Annotated in this window: 14 protein-coding genes and 2 tRNA genes; 6 read left to right on the forward strand and 10 right to left on the reverse strand. The window is 45.3% G+C overall.

The features are described 5' to 3' along the window. Positions 1-89 precede the first annotated feature (89 nt). The 9 genes from GW12_RS13400 to GW12_RS13440 all read right to left on the reverse strand — a co-directional run bounded on the left by GW12_RS13400 (position 90) and on the right by GW12_RS13440 (position 10,571). A complete protein-coding gene (locus GW12_RS13400) occupies positions 90-893 on the reverse strand; it encodes a putative RNA methyltransferase (RefSeq protein ID WP_034588436.1) in 804 nt (267 codons plus the stop codon). Between the two features lie 57 nt (positions 894-950). Beyond that, a complete protein-coding gene (mraY, locus tag GW12_RS13405; protein ID WP_034588439.1) occupies positions 951-2,069 on the reverse strand; it encodes a phospho-N-acetylmuramoyl-pentapeptide-transferase in 1,119 nt (372 codons plus the stop codon). Beyond that, positions 2,070-3,473: a UDP-N-acetylmuramoyl-tripeptide--D-alanyl-D-alanine ligase gene (gene murF, locus GW12_RS13410; protein WP_034588441.1), complete on the reverse strand. Its 1,404-nt coding sequence runs from the start codon at positions 3,471-3,473 to the stop codon at positions 2,070-2,072. A gap of 12 nt (positions 3,474-3,485) precedes the next feature. After that, on the reverse strand, positions 3,486-4,982 hold the full coding sequence (locus GW12_RS13415; protein WP_034588444.1) for a UDP-N-acetylmuramoyl-L-alanyl-D-glutamate--2,6-diaminopimelate ligase: 1,497 nt from the start codon (positions 4,980-4,982) through the stop codon (positions 3,486-3,488). A gap of 11 nt (positions 4,983-4,993) precedes the next feature. After that, a complete protein-coding gene (gene ftsI, locus GW12_RS13420) occupies positions 4,994-6,817 on the reverse strand; it encodes a penicillin-binding protein PBP3 (protein ID WP_034588447.1) in 1,824 nt (607 codons plus the stop codon). A gap of 15 nt (positions 6,818-6,832) precedes the next feature. Then, a complete protein-coding gene (locus tag GW12_RS13425) occupies positions 6,833-7,168 on the reverse strand; it encodes a cell division protein FtsL (protein ID WP_034588450.1) in 336 nt (111 codons plus the stop codon). A gap of 10 nt (positions 7,169-7,178) precedes the next feature. Continuing rightward, entirely contained in the window at positions 7,179-8,090 is a 912-nt protein-coding gene (gene rsmH, locus GW12_RS13430; protein WP_034588453.1) for a 16S rRNA (cytosine(1402)-N(4))-methyltransferase RsmH, read from the reverse strand. Between the two features lie 215 nt (positions 8,091-8,305). Next, positions 8,306-9,325 carry a sulfate ABC transporter substrate-binding protein gene (locus GW12_RS13435; protein ID WP_034588456.1) on the reverse strand — a complete coding sequence of 340 codons (1,020 nt, stop codon included), beginning with the start codon at positions 9,323-9,325 and terminating at the stop codon, positions 8,306-8,308. Between the two features lie 241 nt (positions 9,326-9,566). Further along, on the reverse strand, positions 9,567-10,571 hold the full coding sequence (locus GW12_RS13440; RefSeq protein WP_034588460.1) for a sulfate ABC transporter substrate-binding protein: 1,005 nt from the start codon (positions 10,569-10,571) through the stop codon (positions 9,567-9,569). Positions 10,572-10,962: 391 nt separating this feature from the next. On the opposite strand from GW12_RS13440, the gene GW12_RS13445 reads away from it, so the two are divergent. From GW12_RS13445 to GW12_RS13470, 6 genes are all read left to right on the forward strand, one after another. Beyond that, entirely contained in the window at positions 10,963-11,286 is a 324-nt protein-coding gene (locus GW12_RS13445; RefSeq protein ID WP_034588463.1) for a hypothetical protein, read from the forward strand. Positions 11,287-11,439: 153 nt separating this feature from the next. Then, the gene (gene gltX / locus GW12_RS13450; protein WP_034588494.1) at positions 11,440-12,948 is read left to right on the forward strand and encodes a glutamate--tRNA ligase; all 1,509 of its coding nucleotides are present in this window, start codon (positions 11,440-11,442) and stop codon (positions 12,946-12,948) included. Between the two features lie 57 nt (positions 12,949-13,005). After that, positions 13,006-13,081, forward strand: a tRNA-Ala gene (locus tag GW12_RS13455). 34 nt (positions 13,082-13,115) lie between these two features. Next, a tRNA-Glu gene (locus GW12_RS13460) sits at positions 13,116-13,191 on the forward strand. 158 nt (positions 13,192-13,349) lie between these two features. Next, positions 13,350-13,691, forward strand: a complete 342-nt coding sequence (locus GW12_RS13465; RefSeq protein WP_034588464.1) for a membrane protein — start codon at positions 13,350-13,352, stop codon at positions 13,689-13,691. Between the two features lie 136 nt (positions 13,692-13,827). After that, positions 13,828-14,262: a tetratricopeptide repeat protein gene (locus GW12_RS13470; protein WP_227504171.1), complete on the forward strand. Its 435-nt coding sequence runs from the start codon at positions 13,828-13,830 to the stop codon at positions 14,260-14,262. Positions 14,263-14,314: 52 nt separating this feature from the next. On the opposite strand, the gene ettA is transcribed toward GW12_RS13470, so the two are convergent. After that, on the reverse strand, positions 14,315-15,976 hold the full coding sequence (gene ettA, locus GW12_RS13475; RefSeq protein WP_034588465.1) for an energy-dependent translational throttle protein EttA: 1,662 nt from the start codon (positions 15,974-15,976) through the stop codon (positions 14,315-14,317). Positions 15,977-16,291 lie beyond the last annotated feature (315 nt).

Here is a 16,291-nt window from a genome sequence, read left to right on the forward strand (position 1 = left end):
CAAAAATACCCAAGAAAAAGCTAGTCAATCTCTTAACTGACTGGCATTACTCAATTGAGGGCTTTTTTATATTCAACTCGAATCTCATCTTATTTCTTTTGAAACAGATAAATTTGGAATTGTGCAGCGACTTCAAACTGTTCCTGCTGCTCCAGTGCCAAACGGCGTTCTGGCTTAGCTTTATACGCATACGGCGTCATGGCAATCAGGTTTTCCAGATCGTTTTTTGACAGATTCAGCAGGGCTTCTACCACCTCTTCACTTACCAGATTGAACGCATCTTCTAGCTGGGCCACAAATTTCTGTGGCTCATGGGGCTTCACTTCCTCAAACAGTGCTTCACGCATGGCATATAAATGCTGTGGAGCTGGAGTAACAACCATTAGATAAGATTTTGGTTTCAGTACCCGTAGAATTTCCTGTTTCGGAATCGGACTAAACAGGCTAGTACACAAGTCTATTGAATGGTCCAAAACCGGCAAGGTTGCACCCGTTCCCACCACCCAAGTAATTTCTTTATTCAGCTTAGCCGCAACCTGAATGGCATTTTTGGCAATATCCACCCCGACACACTGCATCACTTCCTGCTGCATGGCATCGGTGTAATAGCCTTCACCGCAGCCAATATCTAGCAGATTTTCAATCCGCAGTTCACGGATCTTTTTCACCACCGCTTGTTGCAACGGCGCATAATGACCAGCACTTAAAAAGGTACGGCGCGCCTGTACCGATTCTGGCGTATCTCCCGGATTTTTACTGTGTTTATGCTGAACCACATGCAGATTCACATAGCCCTGCTTAGCCACATCATAGCTATGCTGGTTGTCACAGCGCCAGGTACGTTCGTTTAATTTGAGCTGCTCACGACACACTGGACACATGAGTAGGTTCATGAATTCATTCTCCAAAACAAAAAGCCGGCATGCGCCGACTTTTTCTAATGCATTTTCTTAACGCAATTTTAAAGTCATTAGGCCTAAAACTACCAGCATAATTGTAATAATCCAGAAACGGATCACCACTTGGGTTTCACGCCAGCCTTTCTTTTCATAATGGTGATGCAGCGGTGCCATCAGGAACACACGCTTATTCCGCATACGCAATGAGCCGATTTGCAGGAACACAGATACCGCTTCGACCAGAAACACGCCCGCCATAATCGCAAAGACGATTTCTTGACGAACCATCACCGCGATGGTACCGAGCATCGCACCCAGCGATAAGGCACCGACATCCCCCATAAATACTTGGGCTGGATGAGCATTAAACCACAAGAATGCCAGACCGGCACCAATCATTGCAGCACAGATCACCACAAGTTCAGAGGAGTATTTGACGTAGGGAATATGCAGATATGTCGCGAAACGCACATCACCCGCCAAGTAAGCAAAGACGCCTAAGCCAGCAGCCACCAGCACGATCGGCATAATTGCCAGACCATCCAGACCATCGGTCAGGTTCACCGCATTGGATGCACCATTAATCACAAAATAAGTAAAGATAATGAAGCCGATACCCAGAGGAATAACAGAGAGCGGAATACTGTGATCCTTAAAGAATGGGATCAGGACATCCAACATATTGGCCGTTACGACTGAATTTGGCTGCTGCTGTGCAATTACGTAGAGTGCTATACCTGCGCCCAATGAGCCGACAGAGGTCCAGAAGAATTTCTTGCGTGCAGGCAGACCAGCATTGTCCTTATAACGGATCTTGATCCAGTCATCTGCCCAACCAACGGCACCAAAGATCACCATCACAGCCAGCACAATCCATACGTATGGATTGGATAAATCTGCCCATAGTAGAGTTGAGATACCAATCGATAAAAGAATCAGCACACCACCCATGGTTGGTGTCCCCATTTTCTTGGCATGGTTCTCAGGCGCAAATGAACTCACCGCCTGACCATATTTCAGTGCCTGTAATTTACGGATCATCACCGGACCCAGCACCAGACCAATGGTCAATGCCGTCAGAACACTGAGCAAAGCACGTAAGGTTAAATAACGAACCACCTGGAACGTGCTGTCATAGCCCGCCAGTTGTTCAAATAGCCATAACAGCATTTAGAGTTTCTCCATCAATGCAGCCATCAATGTTTCCATATGGGTAAAACGTGAACCTTTGAACAGGAATGACATCGGCTGGGGTTGATGTGTTTCAATCAAACTAATTAAGAACGGCAATGCCTGTTCCTGATTCAGGAACGCTTGCATTTTCTTGCCATATTGTGTACTACGGGCACCTTCCTGTGCAGCCGGGGCAAATTCACCCACAGCGACCACAAAGTTCAGGCCCTTTACCGAAACCAGATCGCGACCAAGCTTGTAATGCTCAATTGCCGCAGAATTACCTAACTCACCAATATCACCAGTGACCATGATGCGAATGCCTTCTTGCTGTGCCAGTACATCAGCCGCAGCACGCATCGAGTTTGGATTGGCATTATAGGTATCATCAATAAACAGATAACCTTTATGCTTGATAAAGTTTAGACGGCCTTTGGCACCGACAGCCTGTTCCAGACCAGTGACGATATTATCCAGACTGATCCCAATCGCCAAAGAGAAAGCCGCTGCTGCGGTCGCATTCTGCACATTATGCTCACCAGCAAAAGGTAAATTTACAGTCTTACTGCCTTGCGGTGTATTTAGGGTAAAAGTCGCTGACTGTGGATGTAGCTCTACATCCGTTGCATAGACTTCCCCACCCTGACCAAAACTTAAGGTTTTTTCAGTTTTGACTGCCGCACAAATCTGTTCAGCATAGTCATCTGCAGCAGGAATAATCGAGGTTTCGGAAATATGGGAATAGATTTCTGACTTGGCACGGCAGATCCCATCACGGCCACCGAATTCACCCAAGTGAGCTGTACCGATATTGATAATACCTGCGACATGCGGCTGTACCAGACCCGCGGTGTAATCAATTTCACCCTGATGGCTAGCACCCAGTTCCATCACCGCATATTGATGCTCAGGACGTAACTCCAGCAACATGACTGGCACACCCAGATCATTATTCAAGTTACCGCGAGTGACCAAAGTTGGTGCCAGACGAGACAGGATACTACCGAGCATTTCCTTAGTCGTAGTCTTGCCACTACTACCAGTCAACGCAATCACTTTCAGTTGTGAATTCTGCTGACGACGGTAAGCACCCAGACGACCTAAAGCCTGACGGGTATCATCTACAACCAACTGGAAAATATCGGCTTCAATAGGATGATCGACAATTGCGACCTGACAGCCTTTTGCAGCGACTTGAGCTACAAAATCATGGGCATCAAAGCGTTCACCTTTCAGGGCCAGAAAAGCATCACCCGCTTCAGCGTCACGGGAATCCATCAGGATACGTTTGATTTCACCTTCAGGCTGTTTGTCATTCAGCCAGTAGCCTTGAGTCGCCTGCTGTAATTGTTCTGCAGTCCAGGGCACTAAAGGCACGGTACTGGTGGTTGAAGTATGCATAAATTCGTCCTTTTACTGCGCTGGGTAAGCTGAATCCGGGTTGCTGTGCTGGGCATCAATTGCCCCTTGCACTTCCACCACATCATCAAACCAGTGACGCACGCCATCAATTTCCTGATAGTTTTCATGCCCTTTACCGGCAATCACTACAATATCACCTGCTTGCGCATGTTTCACTGCAAACTTGATTGCTTCACGGCGGTCATGGATTTCCTGATAGGTTTTCCCCGAGAAATCGATTCCCTGCTTCATGTCAGCAAAAATCTGGTTCGGATCTTCAGTCCTTGGATTGTCCGAAGTCAGCACCGCAATATCTGAGCCATCCAGCGCCGCTTGGGTCATCAATGGGCGTTTACCACGGTCACGATCTCCACCACAGCCGAATACGGCCCAGAGCTTATTATTCACATGGCGTTTTAGGGTCAGCAACACCTGAGTCAAAGCATCTGGCGTATGCGCATAATCCACCACAAACAGGCGCTCACCGTCGCGAATTACCTGCATACGGCCCGGTGCCCCTTTAAGCTGTGGCACAGTGGCAATCAGTTGCTGCAAATCCAGACCCGACTGCTCTGCCACGATCAGGCTTGCTACCAGATTTTCTACATTAAAATGACCCAGCAATGGACTATGCACTGTAAATTCACCTTGTGCGGTGATCAGTTTAAATTCAGCACCCGAAATACTGTACTGAATATCCGCTACCTGATAGTCAGCCGCTTGCGATAGTGAATAAGTTAAAATTTTTGGCTGTGCGGGATTGGCTTTGGCAGCATCTATCATGATTTGTGAATGCGCATCATCCAGATTAATCACCGCAACTTTCAATGACTCAAACTTGAATAAACGCGATTTAGCTTCAGCATAAGCTTCCAGCGTTTTGTGATAGTCCAGATGATCACGGCTCAGGTTACTGTAAGCCGCAATTTCAATATCACAGCCATTTAAACGGCCTTGTACCAAACCATGTGAACTCGCTTCAATCGAAGCAAATTCAGCAGCCGCCTGTGCATAACTATGCAAGGCATTTTGCAGTTGTAGGGCATCCAGCGTGGTATGTGAAGAAGCTTCCAGATTCGGCAAGATCCCGTTACCCGTAGTACCCATCACTGCACAAGACTTGCCTTGCAACATCAGCAGTTCTGCGACCAGACGGGAAATGGTAGTTTTACCATTGGTCCCAGTCACTGCCAGAATACGGGCCGGCTGAACGGGTTGAGTCGCTTGCAGATAACGTTTCTGCCATTCGCCCATCAGATGACGGACATTGGATACCACCAGTGCAGGAGCAACGCCCAGATCCTGCTCAGAAATCACCGCCAATGCACCCAAAGACAGGGCTTTTTTGGCATATTCAGCAGTTTTCTCCGGATGAGAAAGACTGGTCAGGGCAATAAAAATTTGCCCCAGTTTAACTTTGCGGCTGTCCAGCTCGAAACCCTGAAAGGATTGTCGCATCCATTCAGCGCTATCTTGAACGGCGTAGAGATCCTGAAATGTAATTGACATTGATCACCTATTTACTGGACTTTGGGAGATTCTAAAGGTTTGTCCAATGGGACATTCAATAAACGTAAAGATTCTTGCATCACACGGGCAAATACCGGTGCGGCCACCAGACCACCATAATATGCCCCGGTTGGATTTTCGACCACCACAATCATCGCCAGACGCGGATCACTGACGGGTGCAATACCGGCAAACAGGGCACGGTATTCACTTTGTGAATAGCCTTTTCGATCGGCACGCAGCTTATGCGCAGTACCGGTTTTACCTGCGACGCGATAGCCTGGAATATTGGCCTGCTGTGCGGTACCACCCGGTAAAGTCACCGATTCCATCATCAGCAAGACCTGTTCGGCAATTTTTGGATCCAGGATCTGTTCACCTTTTGGCTGTTCTTCTAACTTATACAGGCTTAAAGGTACTTTGGTGCCTTTATTGGCGATCATGGCATAGGCGTCCGCCAGTTGCAGCACGGTCGCATTCAAACCATAACCATAAGACATGGTTGCTACTTCTGATACATTCCACTTGCTTGGCGGCAGAATCAAACCAGCACTTTCACCTGGGAATTTCACTGCTGAACGCTGACCAAAACCTAAACGCTTATAGAAGGTTGGTAAAGTTTCATATGGTAGGGACAGCGCAATTTTGGATACCCCAACGTTAGAGGACTTCTGGATGATGCCACCCAACGTTAAAAGACCGTAGTTATGCGTATCACGGATGGTATGGTTACCGACGCGCATACTACCCGGGCTGGTATTAATCACCGAATTGGCGGTGTATTTACCACTTTCCAGTGCCATCGCCACAGTCAATGGTTTCATAGTCGAACCAGGTTCAAAGGAGTCAATCGCACCACGGTTACGCATCGCGTCCTTGTTGCTGACACTATTCTTGTCATTCGGGTTATAAGATGGCCATGAGGTCATCGCCAGAATTTCACCGGTCTTCACATCCACCGCAATCGCTGTCGCTGAACGGGCATTATTCGCCACCCCGGCAGCCGTCAGCTCACGGTACATGATGTATTGCAGACGTGAGTCGATACTCAGGGTAATATTTTCCCCGGCTTCAACTTCCTTGATGATTTCAGGATCCTTGATCCGGTTACCCTTCTTGTCACGTACGATCTGCTGTTCACCATCCACACCGGCCAGACGGGTATTCAGCTGCATTTCCAGACCTTCAACCCCCATGCCTTCGCTATTGGTCAGGCCGATAATCTGGGAGTTTGGCTGTGGCTGCGGATAGTAACGCTTATAGTTTTTCTCAGTATAGACGCCCTGGAAATTGCGCTTCATGATCAGTTCAGCCTGTTGTGGCGGAACTTCTTTTTTCAGAATCAGGTAACGAGAACGTTTACGCTCGCCCATTTTCTTGCGTAACTCGGCACGATCCATACCCACGGCATCAGCAAGCTCATCCAGATTCAGGTTTTTGTCAGGTAACTGGCGTTTCAGCTTGCGATTATCCGGATCTTTCTCGAGCTCTTTCATGGTTTTGATATAGAGCTCTTGATTCTCGAAATAGTCTCGCGGATCAATCACCACACGCATGACCGGTGTACTAATTGCCAGCGGAATGCCATTACGGTCGTAAATCACGCCGCGCATGGCCTTGATCTTGTCAGATCTTAAAATCTTGGCATTGGCCTTGTTCTGCAGGAATTCTTTATTGACGATCTGTACATAGAAAGCACGTCCGATCAGGGCGATGAAGCACAATAGCACCACCGCCCACATCAGATAAAAACGGCTAATATCAACGCTTAACGTATTCTTAGTGGTCACGGACTGCTTTTTGCGTACCACTGGCTTGGTTTTCTTGTCTACCATGTCTGAGCGCTAGCCTTATTTTTTTACATCTGAAGTTTGTTGTGGTAGGGAAATTACCACAGTCTGGGAAATCGGTGGCGAATACATACGTAGCTGGGTCACGGCACGAGTCCCGATTTGGGCTGTTGCACCAAAAGTCTGCTGCTCAATGAGCAAACGCCCCCACTCTGCATTCAGGTCATCACGCTCACGCAAATAGCTACTGAGCTTGCGATAATCCTGACGATATTCAAAGACCTGAAACACCACAAATACAGCACTGACGAATACCATCATCAATAAAATACCGTAAGCAATGGCCTTCTTTGTCCCTGCCCGCTTCAATTTCCTTTCGACCACTTCAGTTTTCATTATTTGCCTATCAAGCTAATCTTTCTGCCACTCGGAGCCATGCACTACGCGAACGAGGATTGACTTTCACTTCCTCCTCACTGGCCTTGATCCGGGATACTTTTTTCAGTCGACGTGTATCCTTCTGTTGCTGTGGCATCCCCCAGCCCGAGTCTTCTTCTAAAGTTGATTCTTTTTGAATAAATTGTTTAATCAAACGGTCTTCCAGTGAATGGAAGCTAATTACTGCCAAACGGCCTTCAGGTTTTAGCACCTCAACCGCTTGTGGCAGGAAAACTTCAATATCTTCTAATTCTTTATTAATAGCAATACGAATAGCCTGGAAAGTTCGCGTTGCGGCATGTTTATTCTTTTCCCATTTCGGGTGGGCCACTTTCACAATTTCTGCCAACTCACCTGTCGTTGCAATATAACCGGCATTTTTAATGGCTTTGGCAATCCGGCGGCTATAACGCTCTTCCCCATACTGGAAAATAATATTCGCTAAGGCTTCTTCTTCAATATTCACCAGCCATTCAGCTGCGGTAGAACCTTGCGAGTTGTCCATACGCATATCCAGCGGACCATCTTTCATAAAGCTGAAACCACGCTCTGCCTGATCCAGCTGCGGTGAAGACACACCTAAATCAGCCATTACCCCATCAACCAACTCAATGCCACGTTTTGCTAGTTCTTCTTTTAAGTCTGCAAAGCTGGCATGAATAATCTGAAAGCGTGAATCTTCATTTTCCAGTTCTGCCGCTGCTTCGAGTGCTTGAGGATCCTTATCAAAAGCATAAACACGCGAATTTTCATCTAATTTAGACAGCAGCAAACGGGTATGGCCACCACGTCCAAAAGTTCCATCCACATAAATTCCCGTAGTTCGACCAGCCAACAAGGCATCAACGGTTTCGTGAAGCAATACAGAAATATGGGACATAAAAACTCAATCAATAGGGCAAAAATTTAACTGCACATTATCACTCTGTTTGATTAAAGCTCCAAACGACTTTTTGTAGATAAATATTACTTTCTATAGAGAAAACCGTTTTTCATCACATTTTTTAATAATAGCTGAGGCAGCTTGCTAGAAAACTGCTTCATGCACCATAAAAAAGACCAGCATGGCGCTGGTCCTTTTTATTCAATTCAATCTTAACGTTTTGAGTTATAGATCTGGTCGAAAACACCACCATTAGCGAAGTGGGTTTTCTGTGCGTTAGCCCAACCACCAAAGACTTCATCAATGGTGAAGGTTTTGATTTTCGGGAACTGCGCAGCATATTTCGCTAACACTTTAGGATTACGCGGACGGTAGTAGTAGCGTGCCGCCATATCCTGACCCAGCGGAGAATATAAATAGTTGATATAGCCTTGGGCTAACCATTTATTGCCATTTTTCTCAACAGTACGATCCACGATCGCCACAGATGGCTCAGTCAAGATAGTTAAAGACGGATAAATGATGTCAAACTTGTTTTTACCCAAGGTTTTTTGCGTTACCAGCGCTTCGTTTTCCCAAGTCAGTAACACATCACCAATATTACGTTCCGCAAATGTAGTCATCGATGCACGTGCAGCCGAGTCCATCACCTTCACGTTCTTATACATTTTGCCGACGAATTCTTTGGCTTTTTCCTTGTTACCACCAGGCTGTTTCTCAGCATAACCCCAAGCGGACAGGTATACCCAACGTGGTAGACCGCCAGTTTTCGGGTTCGGCGTAATGATTTCCACACCCGGTTTAGTCAGGTCATTCCAGTCTTTAATATGTTTTGGATTGCCCTTACGTACCATAAATACGATGGTTGAAGTATAAGGGGCAGAGTTATGCGGGAATCGTTTTTGCCAGCCGGCTTTAATCTGACCAGACTTGACGATTTCTTCAATGTCATTGGCCAGTGCCAAGGTCACTACATCCGCTTTCAGACCATCCACCACAGAACGTGCCTGCTTGCCTGAACCACCATGTGACTGTTTAAAGTTCACATTGATCCCGGTACGGCTTTTCCAGTAAGCACCAAACGATTTGTTGAATTCATCATAGAATTCACGGGTCGCATCATAAGACACGTTCAGAAATTCACGATCTGCAGCTTGAGAGGCAGTGGCATTAAATGCCAGACCTGTTGCCAATAACGCAGCGCTAAATACTGATTTTAACTGAGTTTTCATAGAGATCAGGGAGATTATCTGCAATAGATATAACTATATGAAATAAAGTTATTTTTCGCAATTCAGCAAACCAAATGGATACAAGGTAACATTACGTTATTTTTTGTTTTAATTTCATGTTTTATATAATAAAAATTTAAATAATATAAGTTTATACAGCTTTTATAGCATTTTATTCTTTAGATATGAAAAAAACGGATAAGAGACTTACCCGTTTTTCCAGTTTGATCAGTGATTTAGCTTAACGACGGTTTTCAGATGAAATCTGGTCATAAATCGCGCCATTCACGAAATGGGTTTTCTGTGCTTTAGCCCAGCCACCAAATACCTTATCGATAGTAAAGGTCTGGATTTTCGGGAACTGTGAGGCATACTTCGCTGCAGCCTTTTGGTCACGTGGACGGAAATGGTATTTCGCTGCCAGCTCCTGCCCTTTTGGTGAATATAAGTAGTTCAGGTAGCCTTTCGCCAGGTTGGCATTGCCATTTTTTGCCACAGTTTTGTCGACAATGGCAACAGATGGTTCAGCCAGAATCGAAATCGATGGATAAACGATTTCATATTTTTCCTTGCCCAGACCTTGGGTCGCCAGTAATGCTTCATTCTCCCAAGACAGCAGCACATCACCAATACCGCGTTCAGCAAAAGTGGTCAAGGAACCACGTGCGCCAGAATCCAGCACTTTGACATTGGCATACAGTTTTTTCACCAGTTTACGCGCCTTGGCATCATTGCCACCCGGCTGTTTCAGTGCATAGCCCCAAGCGGAGAGGTAAATCCAGCGCGGTGCGCCACCAGTTTTTGGGTTTGGCGTGATAATTTCTACACCTGGCTTGGTCAGGTCGTTCCAATCTTTGATGTGCTTTGGATTGCCCTTACGTACCAGAAATACAATGGTTGAAGTATAAGGTGCCGAATTGTTCGGAAACTCTTTCTGCCAGCCTTTATTAATCAGTCCTGCATTGACGATTTCTTCAATGTCATTTGCAAGCGCCAAAGTCACCACATCCGCCTGCAAACCATCTACTACCGAGCGCGCCTGCTTGCCTGAACCACCGTGTGACTGTTTAAAGTTGACCGTTTGTCCGGTTTTCTGTTTCCAGTACTTACCGAACTCTTCATTATATTCCTGGTAGAATTCACGGGTTGGATCATAGGAGACATTCAGGAAATCTTTAGCACAAGCCAGTTGTGCTGTGGCTCCCGACAGCGCTGCGAAAATTGCTGATACAATTATTTTTTTCATTACAAGAACTCTTTTGTTTATCTATTGCGCACTATATAAATTTAAAAATCAATTAACAATCATATGCTTATAACAATAGATTCGAAGTTATTCTGATTTTCTGATATCTTAAAAATGACAAATCTCAGCAATTTTTATACTTTTGGCCTATCAACCGATTACTTTAAGCTATAATCTTCATAGTCTCTTCATAGTGCTATGTTACAAATAGCGCTCTAAGATTTTGATCTCTGATTTTTTAGAAATTTCCACTGTCATATTTATTCTTTTTGTAATTTTTGTGACTTGGTTCTACTTTTTAAGAGTGAAGTGTGTTTGAATTATGTTCGAACATTAACAATAACTCTTAAGAAAACAAATCCAGCAACACAACAAGAGAGGGAGTTTGGACATGAAAGTGACTACGTTCAAGACCGGCATCCTGAGCCTATCGATCCTGCTTACAGCACAACTGAGTCATGCTGTTGTAGCTCATCCAGAGCTTGTAAATACGGCTGCTCCAGCTGTAAGCCATACTGCGTCGAAAACAACTGTAGCAACCACAACCAAGTCTTCTCCAATTGAAAAGGCGATCCAACAACAAAAAACTGAAAAAAGCCTGCATAGCGAAGAAAACCTGAAAGTGATGACTGCGATCAAAGTGCGTCCTGCACAAAATTTCTTTGCTTCACAGAATCAGAGTTTCAGCCGTTTTTTACAGAATTTTTTTCTTTAACAGCAACTCCTGATTCCTCATCTCAGGATCAACTCTCTCAAAGCGCCAATCTCACAGATCCCAAGTCACATCATTCAATGTTGAATTAAGCATTAAGTGATGTGGCTTTTTCGTTATAATAGCCAGAATTTTTATATTCAGATCCATCCGACTATGACTGTTCGTACTCGTATTGCTCCATCTCCTACAGGCTTTCCCCATGTAGGAACTGCCTATATCGCCCTGTTTAACCTGTGCTTTGCCAAACAGCACGGCGGTGAATTCATCCTTCGTATTGAAGATACAGATCAGCTGCGCTCTACCCCTGAATCTGAAAAAATGATTTTGGATTCTTTGCGCTGGTTAGGCTTGAACTGGTCTGAAGGTCCGGATGTTGGCGGTCCACACGCCCCATACCGTCAATCAGAACGTATGGACATCTACCGCAAATATGCCGAAGAGCTGGTGGATAAAGGTCATGCGTTCTACTGTTTCGCGACCGCACAAGAACTGGACGAAATGCGTGCTGAACAGCAAGCCCGTGGTGAAACCCCACGTTATGACGGCCGTGGTCTAAAACTTTCTAAAGAAGAAGTGGCACGTCGTCTGGCTGCAGGTGAACCGCACGTGATCCGTATGAAAGTGCCAACCGAAGGTGTATGTAAATTTAATGACATGCTGCGTGGTGAAGTGGAAATTCCATGGGCACAAGTGGACATGCAGATCCTACTGAAAACGGACGGTCTGCCAACTTATCACCTGGCAAATGTGGTCGATGACCATCTGATGCAGATCACTCACGTGATCCGCGGTGAAGAGTGGATTCCATCTGCGCCAAAACACCAGTTACTCTACAAATACTTTGGCTGGGACATGCCAGTGCTGTGCCACATGCCACTGCTACGTAACCCGGACAAATCTAAACTGTCTAAACGTAAAAACCCGACTTCAATTAACTACTACAAAGATATCGGTGTACTGCCAGAAGCACTGTTGAACTACCTGGGCCGTATGGGCTGGTCAATGCCAGACGAACGTGAAAAATTCACCCTGGCAGAAATGATTGAAAACTTCGACATTAACCGTGTGTCTCTGGGCGGTCCGATCTTTGACGTAGAAAAACTGAACTGGCTCAATGGTCAATGGATCAAATCACTTTCTCCTGCAGAACTGCTAGATACCCTACTCAACTGGAAAGCAGACCGCGCCAAATTGGAAGAAATTGCAGCAGCGATCCAGCCACGTATCAACTTGCTCTCTGAAGCAGTGAATTGGTCTGCACACTATTTCAACCATTTCCCTGCTCTAACCAAAGAACAGTTTGAAAGCAAAAAACTGACAGAAGAACAGGTTCGCCAAAGCTTGCAATTTGCGATCTGGCGTCTGGAAAGCCAGTTTACCTGGAACAATGATACCGTTAGCCAGACCTTGATGGATCTTGCGAACCAGATGGGCATCAAGCTGCGTGATTTCATGCCGACATTCTTTATGGCGATTGCAGGTTCGACAGCTTCTACGCCTGTGATGCAGACCATGGTCACCATTGGCCCAGATCTAACTTTTGCCCGTCTGCGTCATGCGCTGGAAATCGTGGGTGGTCCAAGCAAAAAAGAGCTGAAAGCTTGGGAAAAACTCAATGAAAGTCTGAAATTGCCGAAAAATGATGCAGTTGATGAAGCTTAATTGATTTTTTAGTTGACGTGTGTACGTTATCTTCATAATATAGCGCACACACAGACTGGGGTCATAGCTCAGTTGGTAGAGCGCTACAATGGCATTGTAGAGGTCAGGAGTTCGATCCTCCTTGACTCCACCAAATCAATTGCTTTACCTGTGTATTTGCCTCATTTGTCCCTATCGTCTAGAGGCCTAGGACATCGCCCTTTCACGGCGGTAACCGGGGTTCGAATCCCCGTAGGGACGCCATATTCAAGATCATGTGAAAGTGATCTTAATAAAAAACCCAAGCATTGCGACTTGGGTTTTTTATTGTCCAGAATTTACCTTTTTATGCTTGAGCCTGTTTTGGCTTTCTGTATGATTCTGATTAAAATAACTGATATTTAAAAAATTCTGGAGCTGCAATGCAATACCGTTGCCCAAAATGTCAAAGTCCTAAAATCATGCCGGTTGCACAGCCTGGTCAGCCCGTTGCACGTCCTGTCGTGCCAAAAAGTCTGGTACTTCTTGTTCCTGCCCTGTTTATCCTGCTCTTGCTAGTGGTCATCAGCATTGGCATGTGGATTTTTGGAGATGGCGCAGGTACTACCCTGCAAACTGCGACTGTAATCGTGTTTATCATCTGTCTGATCGCAGGCTTTATGTTCTATAAGGATTTGCCAGATTTCAAAATCTCAATGCAAGCTTTTATGCAAAGCCAGAAAAAATGGAAATGCCGTGAATGTAATCATGAGTGGGAAATCTGATTTCTCTGCAATTTCCCAAGACCGCTACGGCGGTCTTTTTTTAGACCTATCTTTTATCTTTAAAGTGTGTAATTTCATCAGATAGGTAAATATATTTAAAATAAAGTGGTGTAAGTTATAAAAATAAGGATTCCATATGATTGCAAGGACGCATTTCAATAGGAACAAAAGTAAAATGCTAAAAACTATAATAAATTTTCTACTTTCACGAGATGATACAACTGCAACAAAAATAAAATCCTCTTCCGAGACACATACCTATTATTTGCAGGCCCTCCAGTTTGAATCTCTTTGTCATACACTACAACAATTACAGAAAAAACGTTTCGACGTCGTCCGTTTTGAACAGCAGCAGACCTATCAGCGTAATGCTGTGTGGAATTTTCTCAGTGCTGCATTGCGCGGTCACCCGGAAGCACAGTATCGACTTGGGATTTATTATCTAAATGGAGAGTTAGGCTTAGAACAAAATGAAACACAAGCTCGGCAGTGGCTGAATCAAGCAGCACAGCAAGGCCATAGTAAGGCTGAAAAACTTTTGAATCCTCCCTATCGACCCCTGCTGATTTAAAAGCAGGGGCATAAAAAAACCAGCCCTCGGGCTGGTTTTCGATTAGATGGGTTTAGCCACCAATTTTGCGATATTTCTGACGTTTGATTGCCAGATCATCACCATATTTCTTACGGCGGTATTCTTCAAACTCAGTATAGTTACCAGTGAAGAATTCTGGAGTTTCATCTTCAAATGACAGGATGTGTGTCGCAATACGGTCCAGGAACCAACGGTCGTGCGATACCACCATCACGGTACCTGGGAAGACCAGAATCGCATCTTCCAGTGCACGTAGAGTTTCTACATCCAAGTCGTTTGATGGTTCATCCAGCAGGATCACGTTTGCACCCTGTTGCAGGATTTTCGCCAATTGCAGACGGTTACGCTCACCACCAGACAATTCGCCTACACGTTTTTGCTGATCCTGACCTTTGAAGTTAAAGCGACCGATATAGGCACGAGAGGCAATTTCGTAATCACCCACTTTCAGGATATCCAGACCGCCAGACACTTCTTCCCAAACGGTTTTGTTATCATCCAGTGTGTCACGGATCTGGCCAACATACGCCACTTTTACAGAGTCACCTAGAGTTACCGTACCGGTATCTGGTTGCTGTTCACCAGTCATCATACGGAATAGCGTAGTTTTACCCGCACCGTTTGGACCCACGATACCGACAATTGCAGCTGGTGGTACGCTGAAAGACAAATCTTTATACAGCAGACGGTCGCCGAAAGATTTGCTGATGTTTTCAACTTCAACTACCTTGTTACCCAGACGTGGACCAGGTGGAATATAGATTTCAGAAGTTTCGTTACGTTGCTGGAATTCGCGAGAGTTAAGCTCTTCGAAGCGCTCCATACGCGCCTTGTTTTTCTTTTGCTGGCCTTTGGCATTGGCACGAACCCATTCAAGTTCTTTTTTCAATGCTTTAGCAAAAGATTCTTCCTGCTTCTGTTCCTGCTCTAAACGGGCATTTTTTTGTTCCAGCCAAGAAGAATAGTTGCCTTGGTAAGGAATACCATGTCCACGGTCAAGCTCCAGAATCCACTCAGCTACATTATCCAGGAAGTAACGGTCGTGGGTAATCGCCACAATTGTGCCTGGGAAATCTTTCAGGAAGCGTTCCAGCCAAGATACAGATTCTGCATCCAAGTGGTTAGTCGGTTCATCAAGAAGCAACATGTCTGGTTTAGACAGCAGCAAACGGCACAGTGCCACACGACGGCGTTCACCACCCGACAGTTTGGTCACGTCTGCATCCCAAGCTGGCAAGTTTAGTGCTGCCGCAGCCTGTTCCAGCTGGTTATTCAGGTTGTGCGCATCCCAAGTCTGGATAATCGCTTCCAGTTTTTCCTGCTCTTTTGCCAAAGCATCAAAGTCAGCATCTGGATCGGCATATTCAGCAAAGACCTGATCCAGACGTTCAAGCGCGTCCAGTGCTTCACGCACGCCATCTTCAACGTTACCACGGACATCTTTGGTTGGGTCCAGCGGTGGTTCTTGTTCAAGGTAGCCGATTTTGATACCTGGCTGTGCACGTGCTTCACCAGAGAAATCTTTATCTACGCCCGCCATAATACGAAGCAAGGTCGATTTACCTGCACCGTTTAGACCAAGTACACCAATTTTGGCACCTGGGAAAAATGATAAAGAGATGTCTTTCAAGATTTCGCGCTTCGGCGGAACCATCTTAGACACACGGTTCATCGTGTAAATATATTGGGCCACGTAGGACTCCTCAATAGTAAAACCAGAATGGGGATTGAAAGTTGCGATCCCCTGCTCATAATGAGCGAAAAAATAATCGGCTATTATACGCAGAATGTCTCGAAAACATAAGCCATTCACATGAAGTTAATGGCTTGTTACAAGTTTAGCCCCGATTATTTTTCAAGCATCACGTTATCGAACAAAAGTTCGCTTATGCTGTTGACGCTATATCGCTAAATAGGATAATTATTTGAATAAATATGTGCTTTTCTTGATATTGCAAGTGCTAATATTTGATCAGTTTTCATCCTAACAAAATACAATAGAAGATCT

The organism is Acinetobacter sp. HR7, assembly GCF_000773685.1.
Classification (GTDB): domain Bacteria; phylum Pseudomonadota; class Gammaproteobacteria; order Pseudomonadales; family Moraxellaceae; genus Acinetobacter; species Acinetobacter thermotolerans.